The sequence below is a fragment of the Sphingobacterium puteale genome, assembly GCF_050986225.1.
GTDB classification, from domain to species: Bacteria; Bacteroidota; Bacteroidia; order Sphingobacteriales; family Sphingobacteriaceae; genus Sphingobacterium; species Sphingobacterium puteale.
In genome coordinates, this window is sequence record NZ_CP158959.1 from 3,429,013 (window position 1) to 3,448,585 (window position 19,573).

Genomic DNA, 19,573 nt, shown 5'->3' on the forward strand with positions numbered 1-19,573 from the left:
AATTTACAAAAAGCACCGACATTTGGCACTTTTTACATCATCAAACTATATCTGAAATGAGTATTGCGAGTAATTTAGAAGCTTTAAGATTGGAAACTGAGGCTAAAGGCGTTCAGCTTGTAGCAGTTTCAAAGACAAAGTCCAATTCAGAAATCATGGAAGCCTATGAGGCTGGACAACGTATTTTCGGTGAAAATCATGTTCAAGAATTAATTGAGAAAGCGGAGCTTTTACCTAAAGATATTCAATGGCATATGATCGGACACCTACAGACAAACAAAGTAAAATATATTGCTCCATTTATTAGTCTAATTGCTTCTATTGACTCCCTAAAACTGCTAAAAGAAGTTAATAAACATGCATTAAAAGCTAATCGTACCATCGACTGTTTATTGCAAGTATATATTGCTGATGAGGATACCAAGTTCGGTTTGGATCATGCCGAATTGATCGAGCTGCTTCGTGATGAAGAATTCTTAGAACTAAAAAATATCCGAATTTGTGGTCTGATGGGTATTGCCTCCAATACAGACAATGAAAAGGTGATCAAAGCAGAGTTCTATGAACTAAAGATGTTATTTGATGGAATTAAAGCTAGCTTCTACCGGAAAGATGATTATTTTAACATACTCTCCATGGGAATGTCATCGGATTACAAATTAGCGATTGAAGAGGGATCAACTATGGTCCGTATCGGAAGTACAATCTTTGGTAAAAGAGTAGTTAAACATTATAAAAACAATGACTAAACCAATTATACGCGAAGCAATTAAGGCCGATTGCCCACAAATGCTTGAATTAATCAAAGAATTGGCGATCTATGAGAAAGCACCGGATGAAGTAACAGTTTCCCTCGCGGAGTTTGAAGAAGCAGGGTTTGGAGATAATCCTATTTGGGGTGCATTTGTAGCAGAAGTTGGTGAAGAAATTGTTGGAATTTCATTATATTACGTCAGATACTCCACCTGGAAAGGAAGAAGGCTTTACCTGGAAGATTTAATCGTTACCGAAAAAATGCGCGGACTGGGAATGGGTAAGCAACTTTTTGACAGGACGCTTGCCTATGGTAAAGAATGTGGTTACCATGGCATGGTATGGCAAGTTTTGAACTGGAACGAATCTGCCATAAAATTCTACGAGCGGTATAAAGCTGATTTTGATCCGGAGTGGATCAATGTATCGATCACTTATTAAAATTAAAGGGAAAACAATCAATTCAATGCGGTTTTATCTTTTTTTGAAAATTTTATTTATAGGTTGTTTGTTTTACTCGTGTCAAAACAGAAGTGTAGCACCTTCTCTAGCTCAGACCGGGGATACACTCTCATATCACAAAAAAATGGTTGATGAGCATAGTAATTATTTTCTAAAAGGAGAAGATAAATTGGATACTACTTATTTCCGGGCTAGCTATCCGGTGTTCGATGAAGCAAAAATCAATGATCTTGTTTCATCTATAGTTCATCTTGAAGGAGATACCAGTATGGAAGAAGCCGCCCATCGTTTTATCAATGCTTATAATGAATATGTGGATGATAACAATGGTAAATCTACTGCAACCTGGAATCGGGATCTTCGGGTTGATGTAGTTGCAAATACGCCCATGTATCTGGCCATACGAACAAAACAAGAGGAATATACTGGCGGAGCTCATGGTGACCATGTCACCTTATATTCAAACTTTGATAGGCAGTCTAATAGTCCAATTACAATTGACGATATTATTCGTAAAGAAGATAAAGATAAGTTTATCACAATCGCCGAACAGTGTTTTCGTAAACAAGAGGGACTGCATAAGGATGATACCTTAAATGGGAAATATTTTTTTGAAGGTGGCAAGTTTTCGCTTGCGGATAATTTTACATTCGAAAAAAACGAATTATTATTTTATTATAATATCTACGAAATTAAATCTTACGCAGAAGGTGGTACAGAGCTGCGTATTCCCTACACAACTTTTAAAGATCTGATGTCAGAAAAAGGATTACATTATATTAATAGTATCAATTAGCAATCAACTAAACTCAATAAAATAAATGCAGGTTTTTAAATTTGGAGGTGCATCGGTAAAGGATGCGGAAAGTGTCAGAAATTCAGCAAAGATTATTTCGAAATACAAAGGTGAAGCTTTGTTGGTCGTTATCTCTGCCATGGGTAAGACAACAAACCTTCTGGAGAAATTGACCAGAGAATATTATAATAATACGGGCTTGCAGTTTCAGACCCTTGAAGAAGCCAAAGCATTTCATTTTCAAATTCTTTCGGATCTATTTCCTGGCGGTGAAAATCCCATATTCGATGAAATTGCCAACTGTTTCGTCGAAATCGAATGGATTTTGGAAGAGGATCCGCAAGACTCCTACGATTACCTATTTGACCAAATTGTGTCCATGGGTGAATTGATTTCGACGAAAATTGTCGCTGCCTATGTTGCCTTTATTGGGGAGAAAGTCAAATGGATAGATGCACGTGATTATATATTGACCGATAATACCTACCGCGAGGCTGTCGTAGACTGGAGTAAAACAGAAGAGAAAATCCGTGCTGAACTTCCATCCATATTAGACGAATACATTGTCATTACGCAGGGTTTTCTGGGATCCACATCGGAGAATTTCACAACAACTTTAGGTCGTGAAGGTTCCGATTATTCAGCAGCTATTTTTGCGTCATGTTTAAATGCTGAAAATGTAACAATCTGGAAAGACGTTCCGGGGGTTCTCAATGCTGACCCGAAATGGTTTGAAAAAACGGAATTGATTCCTGAACTGTCGTATACGGATGCGATCGAGCTTACCTATTATGGGGCGACTGTCATTCACCCGAAGACGATCAAACCGCTGCAGAATAAAAAAATAGCCTTAAATGTGCGTTCTTTTGTTGATCCGGAGTCTCCAGGAACAATAATTCGTAGTACAAATCAGACATTACCGGTTCCTTCGTTTATATTCAAAGTAAATCAGATTTTTATTTCCATCTCGCCAAGGGATTTTTCTTTCATCGTGGAAGACAATCTCAGGGATATCTTTAACCTGTTTCATGAACATCGCATCAAAATCAATATGATGCACAATACGGCAATCAATTTCACCGTCGCAGTGGATGATACGGGGAAAAACCTGGTGGATTTAATTAACGATCTTGAACAACGGTTTAAAGTTACCCATGAGTCTGGTCTTGAACTAATTACTATCCGTTACTATAATCAGGAAACGATCGACCGCGTTCTGGTTGATAAAGAAGTGATCAGTGAATTGAAGGATAGATATACTTGTCAGCTTCTCGTTAAGAAAATATAAATGAATAGATTGATTCTTCAAAAGGAGGTGCAGTTGTTTTTGGAAAAAAGCCTGGATGAGTCTCCTGCCAAAATAGCTTTAAAGAAATCTCCTTTTGAGGGAATATCGTCTTCTGAATTAGCTGCACAGCTGGATGGTAAACAGCGTGCAAGGACTAAACTTCCGTTATGGACAAAGACACCGGGTGTCTATTTTCCTGCTAAATTAAATCTAGAACAGTGCTCGTCAGAAAAAACGGCATTATTTAAAAGTTCGCTTATTCAGGAAGGTACAAATTTAATTGATGCAACGAGCGGTTTTGGTGTCGACAGCTTTTATTTTTCAACGCGGGCAAAGCAAGTGGTTTCATGTGAGCTCAATCCTGATCTTGCGAAAATTTCTGCATATAATGCTAGGATATTGTCTGCCGCAAATATCGAGGTTATTGCCACAAATGGTGTAGATTACATACTTAACAATCCACAGGCACATTTTGATTATATCTATCTGGATCCTTCGCGCAGAGTTCAAAATAAGAAAGTATTTTTATTGGACGAGTGTGACCCCAATTTGGTGGCTCTCCAAAACGATTTTTTCGAACGATCAGATATCATTATCAGCAAGCTTGCGCCATTATTGGATATCTCCTCAGCATTGAGCATGTTAGTCCATGTAAAGGATGTTTATGTCGTTTCCTTGCAAAATGATTGTAAAGAACTTATTTTTATTCAAGAGAAAGGATATATAGACGAACCGGTCATTCACGCTGTCCGGCTGTTCAAAGAGGAACAACAGATCATCTCTTTTACTTATGGGGGGGAACGCGCTACCCTTGTCGATTATAGTGCACCTCTATCCTATCTTTATGAGCCGGATGTTGCCCTGACCAAAGCCGGTGCGTTTAAAACAATCATCAATCATTTTGATGTGAAAAAACTACACAAAAGCACGCATTTATATACATCGGATCAGAAAATCCCTGATTTTCCGGGCAAAATATTTAGGATAAAACAGGTTGAATCTTTTACAGAATTCAAGAAAAGGAAAAGTCCTCTAATTGCGGATATTATCGCTAAAAACTTTCCGCTAAAAACGGAGGAGATAAAAAAGAAGTTTAAGATTAAAGATGCTGATGACACCTTCACCTTCTTCACAACAATATTGAATGATCAGCTTACTGTCATACATACACAGCGAATCCTAGAATAGACAATTTCATTACAATTGTACTATTTCTTCTCCGTAATTTTAATACATGGATAAAATCGTATTATCAGCATTAGATTTAGCTCCTGTCAAAAAGGGAGAAAATGCAGCCAGTGCTATCGCTCGCAGTGTAAAAGTTGCCCAACATATCGAAAAACTAGATTTTAAAAGAATCTGGGTAGCTGAACACCATAATATGGAGTATATTGCAAGTTCGGCAACCTCACTGCTTATACAGCATATTGCTTCAAATACTGACCGGATCAGAGTAGGTTCAGGTGGTATCATGTTGCCTAATCATGCTCCCCTGGTGATTGCCGAACAATTTGGTACATTGGAAACGTTATTTCCGGGGCGAATTGATCTTGGTTTAGGTCGGGCACCGGGTACTGATCAATTGACTGCAATGGCCTTGCGAAGGAATAATCTGAATACTGCATTTCAGTTTCCGCAGGAAGTCAAAGATCTTCAACGTTATTTCAGTCCGGATAATTATGATGCAAAAGTGCGCGCATTTCCCGGTGAAGGACTGGAAATACCCCTTTATATTCTTGGGTCTAGTACAGATAGCGCTTATTTAGCGGCCAGTTTAGGACTTCCCTATGCCTTTGCGACACACTTTGCCCCGGCTCAATTTGCCTCGGCAAGCATGATCTATCATCAGAATTTCGTGCCATCGGAAGTGCTGGACAAACCATACTTTATTTCCTGCGTCAATGTTATTGCTGCAGACAGTACAGAAGAAGCTGAGTTTTTGTCTACTAGCTTCTATAATCTATTTGCTGGTATTGTAACCAATACAAGAAGACCTTTATCTCCACCGACAGAGGAAGTAATTTATAAAGGGATTCCAGCCATCGAACAAGCTGTAGAGAGCATGGCCTCCTGTGCTTTTGTAGGGGATAAAAATAAGATTGCTCCAGAGATAAACAAATTTGTCAAAGATCATAAAGTCGATGAAATTATGGCGACCTCCTATATCTTTGATGATGAAAAATGCCTGAAATCATTTTCCTTACTTAAGGAAGCTCTCTCCTAACAAAGCTAAAGGGTTTATATATTGTGAATTTTTATATATTTAAATAAAAATTCACAATATATGAACAGCTATTCTGCTTTGACCTTACTGTTTGGGCTATTATTCATCCAAGCTTGTCACAGTCCCACAACGAAAAAAGATGATACCCCAATAGATTCGGTTGCCACGAAAGAAAGCTCATCTTTGATGTCCAAAGACAGTACAGGCTTGTTACTTTCGGCAGCAGCCGATAGTTCAAAGGGACAGATTTTTTTGGTTCGCAGTTATCGCATCTGGGAAAAGGAGGATCCAACCGCTGTATTGAATAAGGATTGGTTTGATCTTTATGAGCGCGAGGGGAAATATTATCTGGAGAAAGTCGATTATGAAATTAAGGATAGTTATGATGAATGTGCTCAGGTTCCGTCAAAAAATGTCGAGTCCAAAAGAAACTCACTTTTGTTTCTGAATATAAAGGGATTAAAACCGGGGGCCGTGGAAAATATGAAGATCAACCATTCAGAAATCTGGCCCAAGGAATCTGTAGAGTATAATTTTAAAAAACAACGAATTGTCCTTAAAGGATTGGGAGACATCAAATCCACTGAAGTGCAGACGGATGAAAAGGGACATGAAAAACTATTTCACGAAGTCGCACATTACAAGCTCAATGCTACCTTTGGGGGAGCTAAAGAAATAACTTTATTTCAAAAAGATCAATATGATCATATATTTATGTCTACACGGTTTGTTGGTGACATAGATCGTGATGGGCAGTTGGATTTTATCTTTTCTAATCCGGGGAACTATGAGGAAGAAGCACTGCTTTTGTTCCTTTCTAATGGCGGAAGACCATTGATTTTCGAGGCAAATGAGCAGTTTGATTGTTAATTTGCAGTCATGAAAGATATAAAAACAGTCCTGCATCAAATGAAGTCCATTCATCGGGCTCTAATCGCAATTTGTGTTTTTATACTTGTGTATATCTTTTCCCCGATTAAAACCTTCACATTGTTAAGTCTAGTTTTATGTTGGCTTGGCTTTTGTATTTCCTATATATTGGTTTCCTGGTATACGTTTTACACCATGCCGGTGACCACAATCGCTAAGAAAGCACAACAGGAAGACGGTAGCCGACTTTTTGTATCCCTATTTATAATATTAGTTACGGTTAGCTGCTTCATTTCTGTACTTATGATCATTATATCGACTAAGGATAAACAGCTTGATAATTCATTTATTATCATTATCTGTATGCTTGCTATACTTGCTTCGTGGTGTCTGGTTCATACCATCTACACATTCCATTATGCACGTTTATATTATGAAAATGGTTCCAAGGGCAGTGGATTGGAATTCCCAGGGGACGACCAACCAGACTATTTGGATTTTGCTTATTTTTCTTTTGTCATGGGCTGTACATTTCAGGTGTCTGATGTGGGTATTTCATCAAAAAAAATTAGACGGGTTGCGCTATTTCATGGCCTCCTCTCCTTTGGACTGAATACATTCGTCGTTGCTCTGACTATCAATATCATTTCTGGTTTGATCAATTGAGTTTTTAAACTAAAAACCGTATTTTAGTCCAAAATTTACACGTATGAAGTTGTTCAAACCATTAGTCGCGCTCATTTTATGCCTTATCACTTTTTTTTCGTGTAAGAAGAATGAAAATACGGATGGTGAAGGATCTGCTGGAGTTACCGGAAGTTATATTGGCAGGGTTCAATTTCAGGGCAACTCATTGTCTGTTGATCGATCCAATAGATTGATCCGTATTCTACCTGATGGAGGTGACAAATCGTTTAAAATTGAATTCTTTACAGGAGTGCCAAATATTACGGGAGTCCGCTTTACGCAGGATAATGACAGTACTTGGATCTCGAACGATACAACCAGACTAAAAAAGGTGACCATATCGGGTAAATCTCTTGAAATAGACTACCAATTAAATAGTCAACGCTGGATTGTAAATGACGGGATTCGTAAATAATAATCAATCTAAATTGTCATAATAACTTCATTTTTCGTTGTAAAAGTATTTTCTTATCGCTATATTAGTCAAGCGTAAGGAAAAGAGAAATGAAACACATCAAAAAAATTGGAGCAATTGCTTCGGTATTTGCCATAGTTATCGCCTTGAGTGCATTTAACTTCCAGCGGGAAAAACCTCAGGAAGAACCCAGACCTACAAATTTAAAAGTTTTACCGAAGAATATTTCACATGACGAACTGATCGCGACAATGAAAGAGTTTAATGTCGCATTGGGTGTAAAATGCGGATTTTGTCACGCACCTTCAAAAGAAGATCCTAAAAAGATGGATTTTGCAAGTGATGAAAATCAAAAAAAGGAAATCGGTCGGGCAATGATCAAGATGACACTAAAGATTAACAAAAAATATTTTAATCGTAGTTGGGATAGCTCTCCCGCCAAAGCAATATCCTGTAAAACTTGTCATGGCGGCAAAGAAGAACCAGAAATGGTCATAGCGAAAAACTAATCAAACTATATATTTATGTAACACCATAGGGCTTCTCTTATGGTGTTTTTTATTGCCTATTCTTTGCTTATTTATTGGTGTTTCTTGGGTTATTCTTTGCTGTTTCTAGGCTATTTCTCTGGATTTTCCTTGGTATTGGTTTGCGATTCCTTCTCCTTTCTGGGATCATACCGAAAGTTTTGGGGGTACAATTTTTTAAGCATACAATTTCATTACTCTATATAGGAAGAATGTGGTGTCCCTTACGCCACGAAAGACACTCCTGAAAGCTTTGAGCTTTGCATTGAAAGACTCTGCTGAAGCATTGGTACTTCTGTTGTCGAAGTAGTGTAGGATATGTTGATGATGCGCTGCAATGGATCTTGCTACGCTCTCAAATGAAGTGATGCCCGCATTCTCAACCTGATTATGCCACAGTCCCAGTTTGGTAAATGCTATCTTTTTGTCCTTGCATTTATTGAATATGTCACCTAGGGAAATTCCCAGGTCATAAGCCAGCTTTAGTTTGGGAAACCGTATGAACAACAATTCAGCACGGTGTTTCTGGTTTTCGGACCATCGGCTTGGATGCTTGAACAAGAGGTGTCTGGATCTAGCCAGTAACTGTTTGAGGGTGTCCCCATTAGGCAACAACTCGGGCTCATATGGGATTCCTCCCTTTCGTGATTCCATTATCTTCTTACTTTCGGCATCCAATACTTCCCAGCGATACTTGATACGGAGTTCCTGCACTGCATCATATGCTAACTTTTGGACATGGAACCGATCGACCACACGCCTGGCATTCCTGAAACATCTACGGATTGCCTTAGCCATGTTCGGTGCCATATCCATGGTCACCTCCTTTACCCTGTTCCTTGAACGTAAAGGTATTCGCTCAAGAACAGTCATGATATCCTCGGCCTTTGTACCCTTAATAGTTGCCAGAATCGTCCCTTTACGCCCTTTTGCCGATTTACTGCTAACAATGGTATATAATTCACCGTTGCTAAAACTAGTCTCATCGATGCTCAGGCGTTCGGAGATGTTCCCGGGGAAAAGAGTCCATCGCTCTGCATGTGGCTTTTGGTCCCAATCATGGAAGTCACTGAGATGGTTCTTGTATTGATCCTGAAGTTGCTTGCCGTCCATCTGGAAGAATAATCCTACCAATTGGGCACTTACAGGATAGTTATCCAAATATCCTCTTTAAAAAAAGCCCGAATTCAGTCGTCATTCGAGCACCTTCACGCACCAGGTTCCAATCTCTTGTGATAATCTGTCCGGTATCTAAGACTGTCCAGCGACGGCGGCGGATATGTAGTGTAACTTTCTGACCTCTAATGGGAAAATCTGAAATCTCTGTGGATGGCATAAAACCCTTTGACTCCAACTTGCTGTTCTCATAGCCTGTTGGAGCAATATTAAGCTCATCTAAATAAATGTGGAGTTGATTGCCAACCTGATCGACTTCTAAAATCTGAAAGTATTCTAAAAGCCCTTCGGGCATCAATAGTGATAGTAATTTGCGTTCGGCGTCTTGCAAGGGAGATCTGTATTAAAGATGCTAAATTAGCAAATTTTTGATATTCCCCCAAGAATTCTGATTGATCCTATTAAACCAAAGCAATAAGGGAATATATAACAAAAAAAAAGACTGTATCAATTATTTATGATACAGCCTCTATTTGTACCCGGAGCCGGAGTCGAACCGGCACGGTTTCCCACTGGTGTTTGAGACCAGCGCGTCTACCAATTCCGCCATCCGGGCATATCCGTTTGGGATGATGCAAAAGTAAGGAAAGTTTTTGTTTTTCCAAACGATCTTCTGCTTCTTTTCCTAAACTACCTGAAAATGAATTAGAAATTTTTTACAAACCTATTTGTAATACCCCTCCAAAGGCTTAACTGGCATTTTTTTCTTAAATTTAAGCTGGAAATATTAGGCAAATCATGGAAAAGGTAAAGTTAGGAAACAGTGAAATTGAATTTAAACCCATCGTTTTCGGTGGAAATGTATTTGGATGGACTGTCGATGAGCAACAGTCGTTTGCTCTTTTGGATGCATTTGTCGATATGGGTTTTAGTTTTATAGATACATCCAACAACTACTCTCATTGGGTGCCGGGCCACACTGGGTCAGAGTCCGAATCCATTATAGGTAAATGGATCAGTAAACGAGATGTACGGGATAAAATTCAGATTGCGACGAAAGTGGGCGGACGCCATGCCGGTAATGACAAACCCAATTTGAAAAAAGAACATATTATCCAGTCTGTTGACGAATCGCTCTTACGGCTACAAGTAGACACAATAGATCTTTATCAGTCGCATCACGATGATCTTTCAACAGCCATAGATGAAACGCTGTCGGCTTACCAGCAATTGGTACAAGCTGGAAAGGTAAAATGGATTGGAGCGTCTAATTTAAGCCCTGAGCGCCTAAAAGAATCATTAGTTGTCGCTGAGCAGCATGGTCTCCCTACCTATATTGCCATTCAGCCCGAATATAATTTGTACGACCGTTCAAAATATGAGAAAGATTATGAAAAGCTCGCAGTTGAAAATCACTTGGGTGTAATCTCCTACTATTCCCTTGCATGCGGATTTCTTTCGGGAAAATATAGGTCGATAGCGGATGTTAAAGATGTGAAACGAGCAGATGCCTTAAAAGATCGGTTTAATAATCGTGGACTTCGTATTCTGGATGCCTTAGCCCAAGTAGCCCATAATCAACAGGTCGCTATGTCAACAATTGCGCTCGCGTGGATTCTTCATCGGCCTTCGGTCACCGCACCTATTGTCAGTGCCACCTCACTACAACAACTTGAGGAACTAGCCAAAGCAACCGCAATAAATTTGTCCGCTGAAGAGATGTCGCTATTGAATATAGCTAGTATATGGTAAAATTGTTGATGAATAATGTTTTAATTAGTTGGTATTGAGGTTTTTAAAATAAATTTGACACCATCCAGAATATTATTTGGGAAGCGAGGCCGTCAAAGGTCTCATATTTGTATCTTGGGTAAATCAATTATTTATATTTAATACTATAAATGTCTGGTTTTTAGTATGAAAAATATCCTGACAAAATATTATTTTGTCAGGATATTTTCTATTTTTATCGTCTTAAATGGAACAATCAGGAGTTTGCTGGTCTCTTTCCATTCAATAAGTTAAGAACTTCTTTTGGTACCATTGCGCTGACATCTCCTCCGTTAAACCAGATATCCCGTACGATAGTTGACGATATGTGAGCCTTCCCGGTTCTGCTCATCAAAAAATAGCTTTCGATTGTAGGGTTTAGCAAAAGGTTGTTTTGAGCTATCGCATTTTCAAACTCGAAATCTCCTGTATTTCGTAAACCGCGTAATATAAATTTCGCACCGACTTTCTGGCAGAAATCTACAGTCAAACCACTATATTTTACGACTTCTATTGTCTGGACACCCTGAAAAACATGCTGTATGCAATTGACCCGTTCTTTGTGGTTCAACATGCCTTTTTTGTTCGCATTATAACCTACAGCAATAATGATTTTATCAAAGAGCGGCAGGGCTCTTTCGACTAGATCTTGATGAGCTGAAGTAAAAGGGTCAAATGAGCCCGGAAAAACAGCAATTTTCATATTATAAAGGATTTGAGTAAAATGAAAAAGACGAATAACCGTATTTTCTGGTTTCTATAAAATTTGGGTGGTTCTCCATCTGCCTCGTCGAGGGATGTTCTACAATAAGAAGGCCATTGTTATTCAGTAGATTGTGTTCGAAAATCAATTTTGGTAATTGGGGCAGTTTTGGAATATCGTATGGTGGATCCGCAAAAATTAGGTCATAAGTATTTTTACAGCTGCTAATAAACTTAAAGACATCCGCTTTCCGGGCTTTGATCTGTTCAAGTTTCATTTTTTTTGCAGTTTCGGTAATATATTGCACACATTTAAAATGCAAATCAATGGAGTCAACCTGTTTTACTTCGCGTGATGCTAGTTCAAAACTAATATTTCCAGTCCCCGCGAAAAGATCAAGACAATTTAGTCCATCAAATTCCAGACGATTCTGCAAAATATTAAACAACGCCTCTTTAGCAATATCTGTAGTTGGCCTGACCGGTAAATTGGTCGGTGGGTTCAGCCTTAAACCACCTATTCTACCTCCTATTATTCGCATAATATTGAATCAAACAGTACGTTGTACGGAGTTAGGCTGCTTTCGATCTCTTGATCCGCCAGGACTACTTTTGTTTTCAACTCCAGGACTTCGATGTCGCCTGCATAGGATGCAATCCGTTTATAATAAGAATCATCGGGAACCTCACCGGAAAGGAGGATCTTATCGATGGAATCACCCAGACTGAACTGTGTCAATATATTCAAAACGAAATAGCTTATATCATCAAGGTTATGGATTTCAAAACTATTATAAAGCTGAAACCCACCATTTTTGAATAGATAAAAGTCAACGATGTTGTCAGCTACAAAGTGTAATCCCAACGCAGTTCCTCTAATGGATATGCGCTCCTGAGCACGGTCAAGTACAACAGCAAATTCGGGAAGAATCACGGCGTCAGGAAATAATCTGCGCCAACGATTTAAAAGAAGTTTATCGAACTGATATAAAGCTACTAAACCAAGGTTATCTAAATAGTATATGAATGTTTTTTCAAGATCTGAAGTGCCCAAAAATTGCAGGTATTGTGCAATACTATCCTTCTGAAAAACCTCTTTAGGTATAAATGTAAAACTCTGGTGTGGGATCACAACCCGAACGAATCGAAACGGCAGACTCATTATTCTTGTTGCATCTAAAATTGGCTCCTCTGAAGGATATTCGATCAATATCGGTGCCACTGACTTCTTATCGACTACCGCTAACACATCTTTTTGGAAGCCAGCTTTTACCAAAAGGTTATACTCAGGTAAGTAATGAATGTTAAATTGTTTTGAAATATAATTCATTCGCTGAATTGTAAAAATAAAAACTTGTTAAAGCAAAAGTAGCTTTTTCTAGAGGATAAGACAAACCTTTTAAATAACTTTGGGCGTGTTCATCAAAAATCTGCTCATACAACAATTTCCTTGGCAACCAACCGCGCAGCAGCTGGAAGCATTCGAGTTATTGGAAGAGTTTCTGCTTGCTTTCGACAGGCATTCTTGTTTTGTACTCAAAGGCTATGCTGGTACTGGTAAAACAACATTAATTGCGGCATTGGTCAACGTACTGCCCGCATTGAAGAAACGGGCAATACTCTTGGCTCCGACAGGTAGGGCTGCTAAAGTGATGAGTTATTATTCGGGAAGAAAGGCTTTGACCATTCACAAGAAGATTTATCGGAAAAAGTCCGCCATTTCTTTTCAATTGGACTTTACACTTGCAGAAAATCTACATGAGAATACGCTTTTTATTATTGACGAAGCTTCAATGATATCCAACGAAGCTGTCAATGTGTTTTCAAAAAGTCTTTTAGATGACCTGATTCGTTATGTACAATCTGGCAAGAATTGTAGCTTGCTTTTTGTAGGTGATACTGCTCAATTGCCTCCTGTTGGTCTATTGGACAGTCCGGCATTAAGTCCCGGTTTTCTTGAGCATGAATTTCATCTCTGTGTCTATCCATACGAACTCACTACCGTGGTTCGGCAGTCCCAGGATTCGGGTATATTGTACAATGCGACTAAAATACGAAATGAGATCATATCGGCTGAAGAAGGACAACATGACTTTCCATTTCCAAAATTCATAACAAAAGGATTTAAAGATATTTACAGAATGACAGGTGAACGGTTAATTGAGGGGATAAACTATGCCTATGATAAATATGGCGTAGAAAATACCATGATCATATGCCGTTCAAACCGTTCAGCAAACCTATATAATCAGAATATCCGCAACAGGATTCTTTTTAGAGACGAAGAACTAACAGGTGGGGATTATATCATGGTCGTGAAGAATAATTACTTCTGGCTACAAGAGAACAATATGGGTGATGGTTTTATTGCAAACGGCGATATGGCCAAAGTCCGGAAAGTGAGTAATATCCACGAACAACACGGTTATAGATTTGCTGATGTTACGCTGGAATTTATGGATATTGATGAAATAGAGCCCATCACCTGTCGCGTTATTTTGGACAGTCTCTATACAGAAGGACCTAATCTTTCGTATGAAAGCCAGAAAAACCTATACGAAGAAATCGGGATGGATTACGCAGATATTCTGGATAAAAAGGATCGACTTGAAGCTATTAAGAAAGATCCTTATTATAATGCATTACAGATCAAATTTGCTTTCGCAATCACTTGTCACAAAGCTCAAGGCGGACAATGGCCCATTGTTTTTGTTGATCAGGGATATGTCAATGATGAGATGTTGGATCTTGAATTTCTTCGCTGGCTATATACAGGTGTTACCCGCGCCACGCAGGAGCTTTTTTTGGTAAACTTTAATGAAAACTTCTATCCATCATAGGATTATTACATGAAACATTCTTTTGGCTGTGTAATAATGAATATTTTAGCGATCAAAACCAAGATTACATAATTATCTATATTTATTTGATGCGTAAGTTCTATTTTATCTTTGCAGCCGGTCTATTGCCTTACTTTGCTTCTGCGCAACAGCTTCAGGAGCCTCCGGTAAAACCGAATTATCAGCTGGCTGCCAAATTCTCGCCGGAGAAATTAAAAAAAATGATTTTCTCTACGACCATTAAGCCAAACTGGATCAATTTTTCGGATCGTTTTTGGTATGATTATGCCAGCCCACAAGGGAAAAATTGGTATATCGTCAATCCAGCGCTTAAAAAGAAAGAGGCTCTTTTTGATAGCGAGCATGTAGCTGCCCAAATTACTAAAATTGTCAAAAACCCTATGGATGCCCAACATCTGGAATTACAGGGTTTGAAATTTACGAAAGATGAAAAAAAGATCAGATTTCAGATTCAGAGCACAAAGGATACGGTAAAATCCAAAGATGAAATCGAAAAACTTAAAAATAAAGCCGATACTACGAAAAAGAAACTCTTCTATTTAGAATATGATTTTGCGTCAAAGATCGTATCCGAAATTAGTGATTCCACGAAAGTAAAAGCTCCCCTGTCTTGGGCAAGCTTCTCCCCTGATACTAATACGGTGTATTTTGCCAAAGACTTTAATCTGTATTGGATGGATAAAACCAATTATCTCAAAGCGGTCAAGAATGAGAAAGATAGCACCATTGTTGAACACCAGATTACAAAAGACGGTGTACAATACTACGCTTGGGGCGGTGACGAATATAGTACTACGACCGGTGACGAAAAGGATAAAGACAATGAAACGAAACGCAAACGTGTATGGATAAGCTGGTCACCGGATGGTCGTTATTTTACGCTGACAAGAAAAGATAATAGATCGTTGCGACCTTTATGGGTGATCAATAATGTAGGTTCTTCTCGGCCTACTCTTGAGACTTATAAATACCAGATGCCGGGTGAGGTTGATTCAACCGAGACTGAATTCTATATCTTTGAGGCAGCAACAAAGGTGCCGCGCAGGTTAAATATCGCCGCTTTTAAAAACCAGACCATTTCCAACTGGACCAAAACACCAGACAGAAATTCATACAAAGAAGATTATTACATTAACTACTGGCTGGGTAATAACGAAGAATTCTATATTTCCCGCTCCAGCCGTGATTTAAAAAGAATAGATCTCTTAAAGGTAAATGTGAACGGTACAGTAAACCCCATTATTCAGGAACGCTCCAATGTATATCTGGATGTTCAAAAGCCATTATTGGTTGAAAATGGGAAACAATTGGTTCATTGGTCAGAAAGAGACGGATGGGGTCATTACTACCGCTATGACACCAACGGTAAATTTATGAATCAGATTACTCAGGGAAGCTTTCATTGTGAGGAAATTACGGGGCTAGATCCAACAACCCAAACCTTGTTTTTTACAGCCGCTGGTCGTGAGAAAAATGAGGATCCCTATTACCTTCACCATTATAGTGTCAATCTAAACGGAAACGGAATTAAACTGCTGAATCCAGGAAATTTTGATCATCAGATCGAGATGAGTGAATCGTCCAAATATTTTGTAAACAATTCTTCAAGAGTAAATACAACACCCGAATCTATATTATTAAATAGCAATGGACAGAAGATCATGACGCTTGAAAAGGCCGATTTGTCTCTGTTATTCGCTGCAGGATATAAATTCCCTGAGCCGTTTAAGGTAAAGGCTGGTGATGGTACCACAGATCTCTATGGTGTTATGTACAAACCTTTTGATTTTGATAGTACAAAAACCTATCCTATCGTAGAATATGTCTACCCGGGACCACAGACAGAAGCTGTCAATAAATCCTTTGGACGGAGCATGGACCGGATAGACCGATTAGCTCAATTTGGCTTTATCGTGGTTACTGTAGGAAATCGGGGCGGACATCCATCCCGCTCACAATGGTACCATACCTATGGTTACGGCAATCTGCGGGATTATGGATTGGAAGATAAAAAGGTGACAGCAGAGCAACTCGCAGACCGTTACAAGTTTATTGACATCAATCGTGTAGGTATTACGGGGCACTCCGGAGGTGGCTTTATGTCGACAGCGGCAATGCTTGTTTATCCTGACTTCTTTAAAGTTGCCGTGTCGGGAGCGGGCAACCATGAAAATCAGATCTACAACCGCTGGTGGAGCGAACGTCATCATGGTGTAACTGAAAAGGTTTCAGCAAAAGGTGATACGACGTTTTCTTATCAGATCAGCAAGAATACAGAATTAGCCAAGAATCTTAAAGGCCGACTGTTGATTGCAACGGGTGATATTGACAACAACGTGCATCCGGCAAATTCGATCCGGATGGTCGATGCATTGATCAAAGCAAATAAACGATTTGACTTTCTGCTCTTGCCGGGACAAAGACATGGATTTGGCGATATGACAGAGTATTTCTTCTGGAAGATGGGTGATTATTTTAGTCAGCACCTTTTGGGGGATTCCAAAATGAATGAAGTCGATATGATTGAAATGAATCGAGAGAAGCCGTTAAAATAACAGGTTTTATGACCAATGATGAAAAAATAAAGTTTTTGTCCGTTACCTTAAGATCGTTTGAGGTAACGGATTTTTCTTTGGATATGCTTGCCGATATTAGCCTTCAGGATTTGCTCAACATTTCGCTGGAAAAAGATAAAACACTGTCTTTTCGTGCTGCCTGGGTGTTTGAAACTATTGTATTAAAGGATACGGCCCTGCTTCAAGGATTGTTGCCACAATTCTTTGATAATTTGAAAAAACAAAAAAACTGGAGCTGCCTCAGGAGTTATAGCAAAATTTTGATGTACTTGACATCAAAGAAAAATAAAAGCTATCATCTTGATGACAAGACTGAAGAAGAGCTTATTGAACTTGCTTTTCAATGGCTGATTGAGCAGCAATGCCCTGTAGCTGTTCTGGTCAATTGTTTGGATATATTAAATAATCTGAGCAAGAAACATGCTTGGATAAAAGAGGAGCTTTTTGCTCAGATCAGTTATTTTCAGAAGATAAAACCTAGTCCAGCATTGTTAAGCCGCACGAAACGAATCCTTCAAAGTCGCTGATTGGAAGGATATTTTCAAGCTTAGCAATTAAAACAATGTATTTCCTTTTGGATTATGTGTGCGGCCGAGATGCTTATATGCAGCTTCGGTACATTCACGTCCTCTGGAGGTGCGCATGATATAACCTTCCTGGATCAAAAAAGGTTCATATACCTCTTCTATCGTGCCTTCATCTTCCCCTACGGCAGTGGCAACAGTTTTGAGTCCAACGGGGCCGCCTTTGAATTTATCTATAATTGTGGTCAAGATTTTATTATCCATTTCATCTAATCCATTTTCATCAACATTAAGCGCATGAAGTGCATATTTTGCTATTTCCTGATCGATACTTCCATTTCCTTTAATCTGGGCAAAATCTCGTGTTCGACGCAACAAAGCATTTGCAATGCGTGGGGTTCCCCTACTCCTGCGTGCTATTTCGTACGCTCCTTCGTCGGAAATTGGTGTATTCAGAATGTGCGCAGAACGAAGTACGATCGTAGTCAATAATTTTGCATCATAATATTGAAGGCGTGAATTGATGCCAAACCGTGCGCGTAGCGGTGCTGTCAGTAAGCCTGATCGGGTTGTTGCACCAATAAGGGTAAAAGGATTCAATGAAATCTGAACAGAGCGGGCATTTGGTCCCGTCTCCAGCATGATGTCAATTTTGAAATCCTCCATTGCCGAATAGAGATACTCTTCAACCAAGGGACTCAAACGATGGATTTCATCGATAAAGAGCACATCTCCCTCTTCCAGATTTGTCAGTAGCCCAGCAAGGTCCCCGGGCTTATCCAAGACCGGGCCGGAGGTAATTTTTATTCCTACTCCCATTTCATTGGCAATGATGTGGGATAGTGTTGTTTTACCTAATCCCGGAGGCCCATGCAACAATACATGATCCAACGCTTCTCCGCGCAATCGTGCAGCTTTCACAAAAATATTCAGATTTTCCAATATTTTTGCCTGTCCCGTAAAATCTTCAAAAGCCTGGGGGCGCAATGCCCGTTCGATATCGCGATCGGTATTGCTCAGACGTTCGGCATTTGGATCTAAATTCTCGTTCATTGACCAATAATATTAATTTCTCTTATAACTTTTTCCGATACTTCCCAGTTTAAGCTGGATTACGCCAAAAAAAGCTTCCTTGAAGATGCTTGTACTCATTTTAGATGTGCCCTCGGTTCTATCGGTAAATATGATAGGCACCTCTACCACATTAAAACCATATTGAATGGCGGTAAATTTCATCTCAATCTGGAAAGCATAGCCAACAAATTTAATCCTGTCCAAAGGAATGGTCTTTAGCACCTCCCGCGTAAAACAGACAAAACCAGCTGTAGCATCTTGAATTTTAATTCCGGTAATAAAACGTACATATACTGATGCAAAATATGACATCAATACCCTGCTCATAGGCCAGTTGACAACATTTACCCCTTTAATATAGCGGGAACCGATACTCATATCGGCACCATCTAAGCAGGCTTGTCTCAATCGGACTAGATCTTCAGGATTGTGGCTGAAATCCGCATCCATTTCAAAGATGTACTGATAATGTTCCCTTGCGAGCCCCCATTTAAATCCGTGGATATACGCTGTTCCCAAGCCTAGTTTCCCTTTCCGTTCTTCTATAAATAAACGGTCTTGAAACTCATTTAATTGCAAACGCTTTACGATATCCGCCGTTCCATCAGGCGATCCGTCATCAACAATCAGAATATCAAATGCATGTGATAAGGAAAAAACTTTACGAATGATTTTTTCAATATTTTCCTTTTCATTATATGTTGGAATAATAACTAAACTCTCCGCCACTTTCTTTTATTTAAGACCAGTAAAGGTAACAATTTAAGCCAAATTCTCTACTAAGAATTTTGATGAAATCTGTACAAAAAGGTTATTTTGAAGGAATGTGTTTGATGTCCTCTGCTTTTAATAAGCAAAGTATCTGCCCCTCTAAAACAATATGATTGATAAAAAGAAAAGCCCGCTACTATGGGAGTAACGAGCTTTC

21 protein-coding genes and 1 tRNA gene are annotated in these 19,573 nt (G+C 39.1%); 14 read left to right on the plus strand and 8 right to left on the minus strand.

The genetic code is table 11. From position 1 onward, the window contains the following. Positions 1 to 56: 56 nt before the first annotated feature. From ABTV71_RS14585 to ABTV71_RS14630, 10 genes are all read left to right on the plus strand, one after another. Positions 57 to 749 carry a YggS family pyridoxal phosphate-dependent enzyme gene (locus ABTV71_RS14585; protein WP_121123444.1) on the plus strand — a complete coding sequence of 231 codons (693 nt, stop codon included), beginning with the start codon at positions 57 to 59 and terminating at the stop codon, positions 747 to 749. Beyond that, positions 742 to 1,194, plus strand: a complete 453-nt coding sequence (locus tag ABTV71_RS14590) for a GNAT family N-acetyltransferase (RefSeq protein ID WP_121123446.1) — start codon at positions 742 to 744, stop codon at positions 1,192 to 1,194. Before ABTV71_RS14585 ends, ABTV71_RS14590 begins: the two co-directional genes overlap by 8 nt. Before the next feature lie 145 nt (positions 1,195 to 1,339). Then, the gene (locus ABTV71_RS14595; RefSeq protein ID WP_183078655.1) at positions 1,340 to 2,011 is read left to right on the plus strand and encodes a DUF3298 and DUF4163 domain-containing protein; all 672 of its coding nucleotides are present in this window, start codon (positions 1,340 to 1,342) and stop codon (positions 2,009 to 2,011) included. A gap of 25 nt (positions 2,012 to 2,036) precedes the next feature. Then, a complete protein-coding gene (locus ABTV71_RS14600; RefSeq protein WP_433900034.1) occupies positions 2,037 to 3,299 on the plus strand; it encodes an aspartate kinase in 1,263 nt (420 codons plus the stop codon). Continuing rightward, positions 3,300 to 4,487 (plus strand): THUMP-like domain-containing protein, encoded by a 1,188-nt coding sequence (locus tag ABTV71_RS14605; RefSeq protein ID WP_433900035.1) that lies wholly within the window; start codon positions 3,300 to 3,302, stop codon positions 4,485 to 4,487. Positions 4,488 to 4,533: 46 nt separating this feature from the next. After that, a complete protein-coding gene (locus ABTV71_RS14610) occupies positions 4,534 to 5,523 on the plus strand; it encodes an LLM class flavin-dependent oxidoreductase (protein ID WP_433900036.1) in 990 nt (329 codons plus the stop codon). 60 nt (positions 5,524 to 5,583) lie between these two features. After that, positions 5,584 to 6,393 carry a hypothetical protein gene (locus ABTV71_RS14615; protein ID WP_433900037.1) on the plus strand — a complete coding sequence of 270 codons (810 nt, stop codon included), beginning with the start codon at positions 5,584 to 5,586 and terminating at the stop codon, positions 6,391 to 6,393. Between the two features lie 39 nt (positions 6,394 to 6,432). Beyond that, positions 6,433 to 7,059 carry a DUF1345 domain-containing protein gene (locus ABTV71_RS14620; RefSeq protein ID WP_433903710.1) on the plus strand — a complete coding sequence of 209 codons (627 nt, stop codon included), beginning with the start codon at positions 6,433 to 6,435 and terminating at the stop codon, positions 7,057 to 7,059. A gap of 43 nt (positions 7,060 to 7,102) precedes the next feature. After that, complete coding sequence (locus ABTV71_RS14625; RefSeq protein WP_121123459.1) at positions 7,103 to 7,495, plus strand: hypothetical protein; 393 nt, start codon at positions 7,103 to 7,105, stop codon at positions 7,493 to 7,495. A gap of 89 nt (positions 7,496 to 7,584) precedes the next feature. Beyond that, positions 7,585 to 8,004 carry a c-type cytochrome gene (locus tag ABTV71_RS14630; RefSeq protein ID WP_121123461.1) on the plus strand — a complete coding sequence of 140 codons (420 nt, stop codon included), beginning with the start codon at positions 7,585 to 7,587 and terminating at the stop codon, positions 8,002 to 8,004. Between the two features lie 195 nt (positions 8,005 to 8,199). On the opposite strand, the gene ABTV71_RS14635 is transcribed toward ABTV71_RS14630, so the two are convergent. The 3 genes from ABTV71_RS14635 to ABTV71_RS14645 all read right to left on the minus strand — a co-directional run bounded on the left by ABTV71_RS14635 (position 8,200) and on the right by ABTV71_RS14645 (position 9,754). Beyond that, positions 8,200 to 9,183, minus strand: a complete 984-nt coding sequence (locus tag ABTV71_RS14635) for an ISAon1 family transposase (RefSeq protein ID WP_433900038.1) — start codon at positions 9,181 to 9,183, stop codon at positions 8,200 to 8,202. Next, positions 9,176 to 9,529, minus strand: coding sequence for an ISAon1 family transposase N-terminal region protein (locus ABTV71_RS14640; protein ID WP_433900039.1), 354 nt, complete (start codon positions 9,527 to 9,529; stop codon positions 9,176 to 9,178). Before ABTV71_RS14640 ends, ABTV71_RS14635 begins: the two co-directional genes overlap by 8 nt. A 145-nt stretch (positions 9,530 to 9,674) precedes the next feature. Continuing rightward, a tRNA-Leu gene (locus ABTV71_RS14645) sits at positions 9,675 to 9,754 on the minus strand. A gap of 182 nt (positions 9,755 to 9,936) precedes the next feature. Between ABTV71_RS14645 and ABTV71_RS14650 the strand changes: the two genes are divergently transcribed. Continuing rightward, positions 9,937 to 10,890, plus strand: coding sequence for an aldo/keto reductase (locus tag ABTV71_RS14650; protein ID WP_433900040.1), 954 nt, complete (start codon positions 9,937 to 9,939; stop codon positions 10,888 to 10,890). 235 nt (positions 10,891 to 11,125) lie between these two features. Here ABTV71_RS14650 and coaD read toward each other — a convergent pair whose 3' ends face one another. The 3 genes from coaD to ABTV71_RS14665 are packed head-to-tail and all read right to left on the minus strand — an operon-like array spanning position 11,126 to position 12,940. Next, on the minus strand, positions 11,126 to 11,611 hold the full coding sequence (gene coaD / locus ABTV71_RS14655; protein ID WP_433900041.1) for a pantetheine-phosphate adenylyltransferase: 486 nt from the start codon (positions 11,609 to 11,611) through the stop codon (positions 11,126 to 11,128). 1 nt (position 11,612) lies between these two features. Then, entirely contained in the window at positions 11,613 to 12,152 is a 540-nt protein-coding gene (gene rsmD, locus ABTV71_RS14660; RefSeq protein WP_121127433.1) for a 16S rRNA (guanine(966)-N(2))-methyltransferase RsmD, read from the minus strand. Beyond that, positions 12,143 to 12,940 (minus strand): DUF3822 family protein, encoded by a 798-nt coding sequence (locus ABTV71_RS14665; protein WP_121127432.1) that lies wholly within the window; start codon positions 12,938 to 12,940, stop codon positions 12,143 to 12,145. Before ABTV71_RS14665 ends, rsmD begins: the two co-directional genes overlap by 10 nt. Before the next feature lie 85 nt (positions 12,941 to 13,025). Between ABTV71_RS14665 and ABTV71_RS14670 the strand changes: the two genes are divergently transcribed. The 3 genes from ABTV71_RS14670 (at position 13,026) to ABTV71_RS14680 (ending at position 17,574) form a co-directional block, all read left to right on the plus strand. Further along, the gene (locus ABTV71_RS14670) at positions 13,026 to 14,450 is read left to right on the plus strand and encodes an ATP-dependent DNA helicase (RefSeq protein WP_121127431.1); all 1,425 of its coding nucleotides are present in this window, start codon (positions 13,026 to 13,028) and stop codon (positions 14,448 to 14,450) included. A gap of 89 nt (positions 14,451 to 14,539) precedes the next feature. Continuing rightward, positions 14,540 to 17,026: a S9 family peptidase gene (locus ABTV71_RS14675; protein ID WP_121127430.1), complete on the plus strand. Its 2,487-nt coding sequence runs from the start codon at positions 14,540 to 14,542 to the stop codon at positions 17,024 to 17,026. Between the two features lie 8 nt (positions 17,027 to 17,034). Beyond that, positions 17,035 to 17,574 (plus strand): hypothetical protein, encoded by a 540-nt coding sequence (locus ABTV71_RS14680; RefSeq protein ID WP_121127429.1) that lies wholly within the window; start codon positions 17,035 to 17,037, stop codon positions 17,572 to 17,574. Positions 17,575 to 17,601: 27 nt separating this feature from the next. Here ABTV71_RS14680 and ruvB read toward each other — a convergent pair whose 3' ends face one another. Both ruvB and ABTV71_RS14690 read right to left on the minus strand, forming a co-directional pair. Next, on the minus strand, positions 17,602 to 18,624 hold the full coding sequence (gene ruvB, locus ABTV71_RS14685; RefSeq protein ID WP_121127428.1) for a Holliday junction branch migration DNA helicase RuvB: 1,023 nt from the start codon (positions 18,622 to 18,624) through the stop codon (positions 17,602 to 17,604). A gap of 12 nt (positions 18,625 to 18,636) precedes the next feature. Then, positions 18,637 to 19,374 (minus strand): polyprenol monophosphomannose synthase, encoded by a 738-nt coding sequence (locus ABTV71_RS14690; protein ID WP_121127427.1) that lies wholly within the window; start codon positions 19,372 to 19,374, stop codon positions 18,637 to 18,639. Positions 19,375 to 19,573 lie beyond the last annotated feature (199 nt).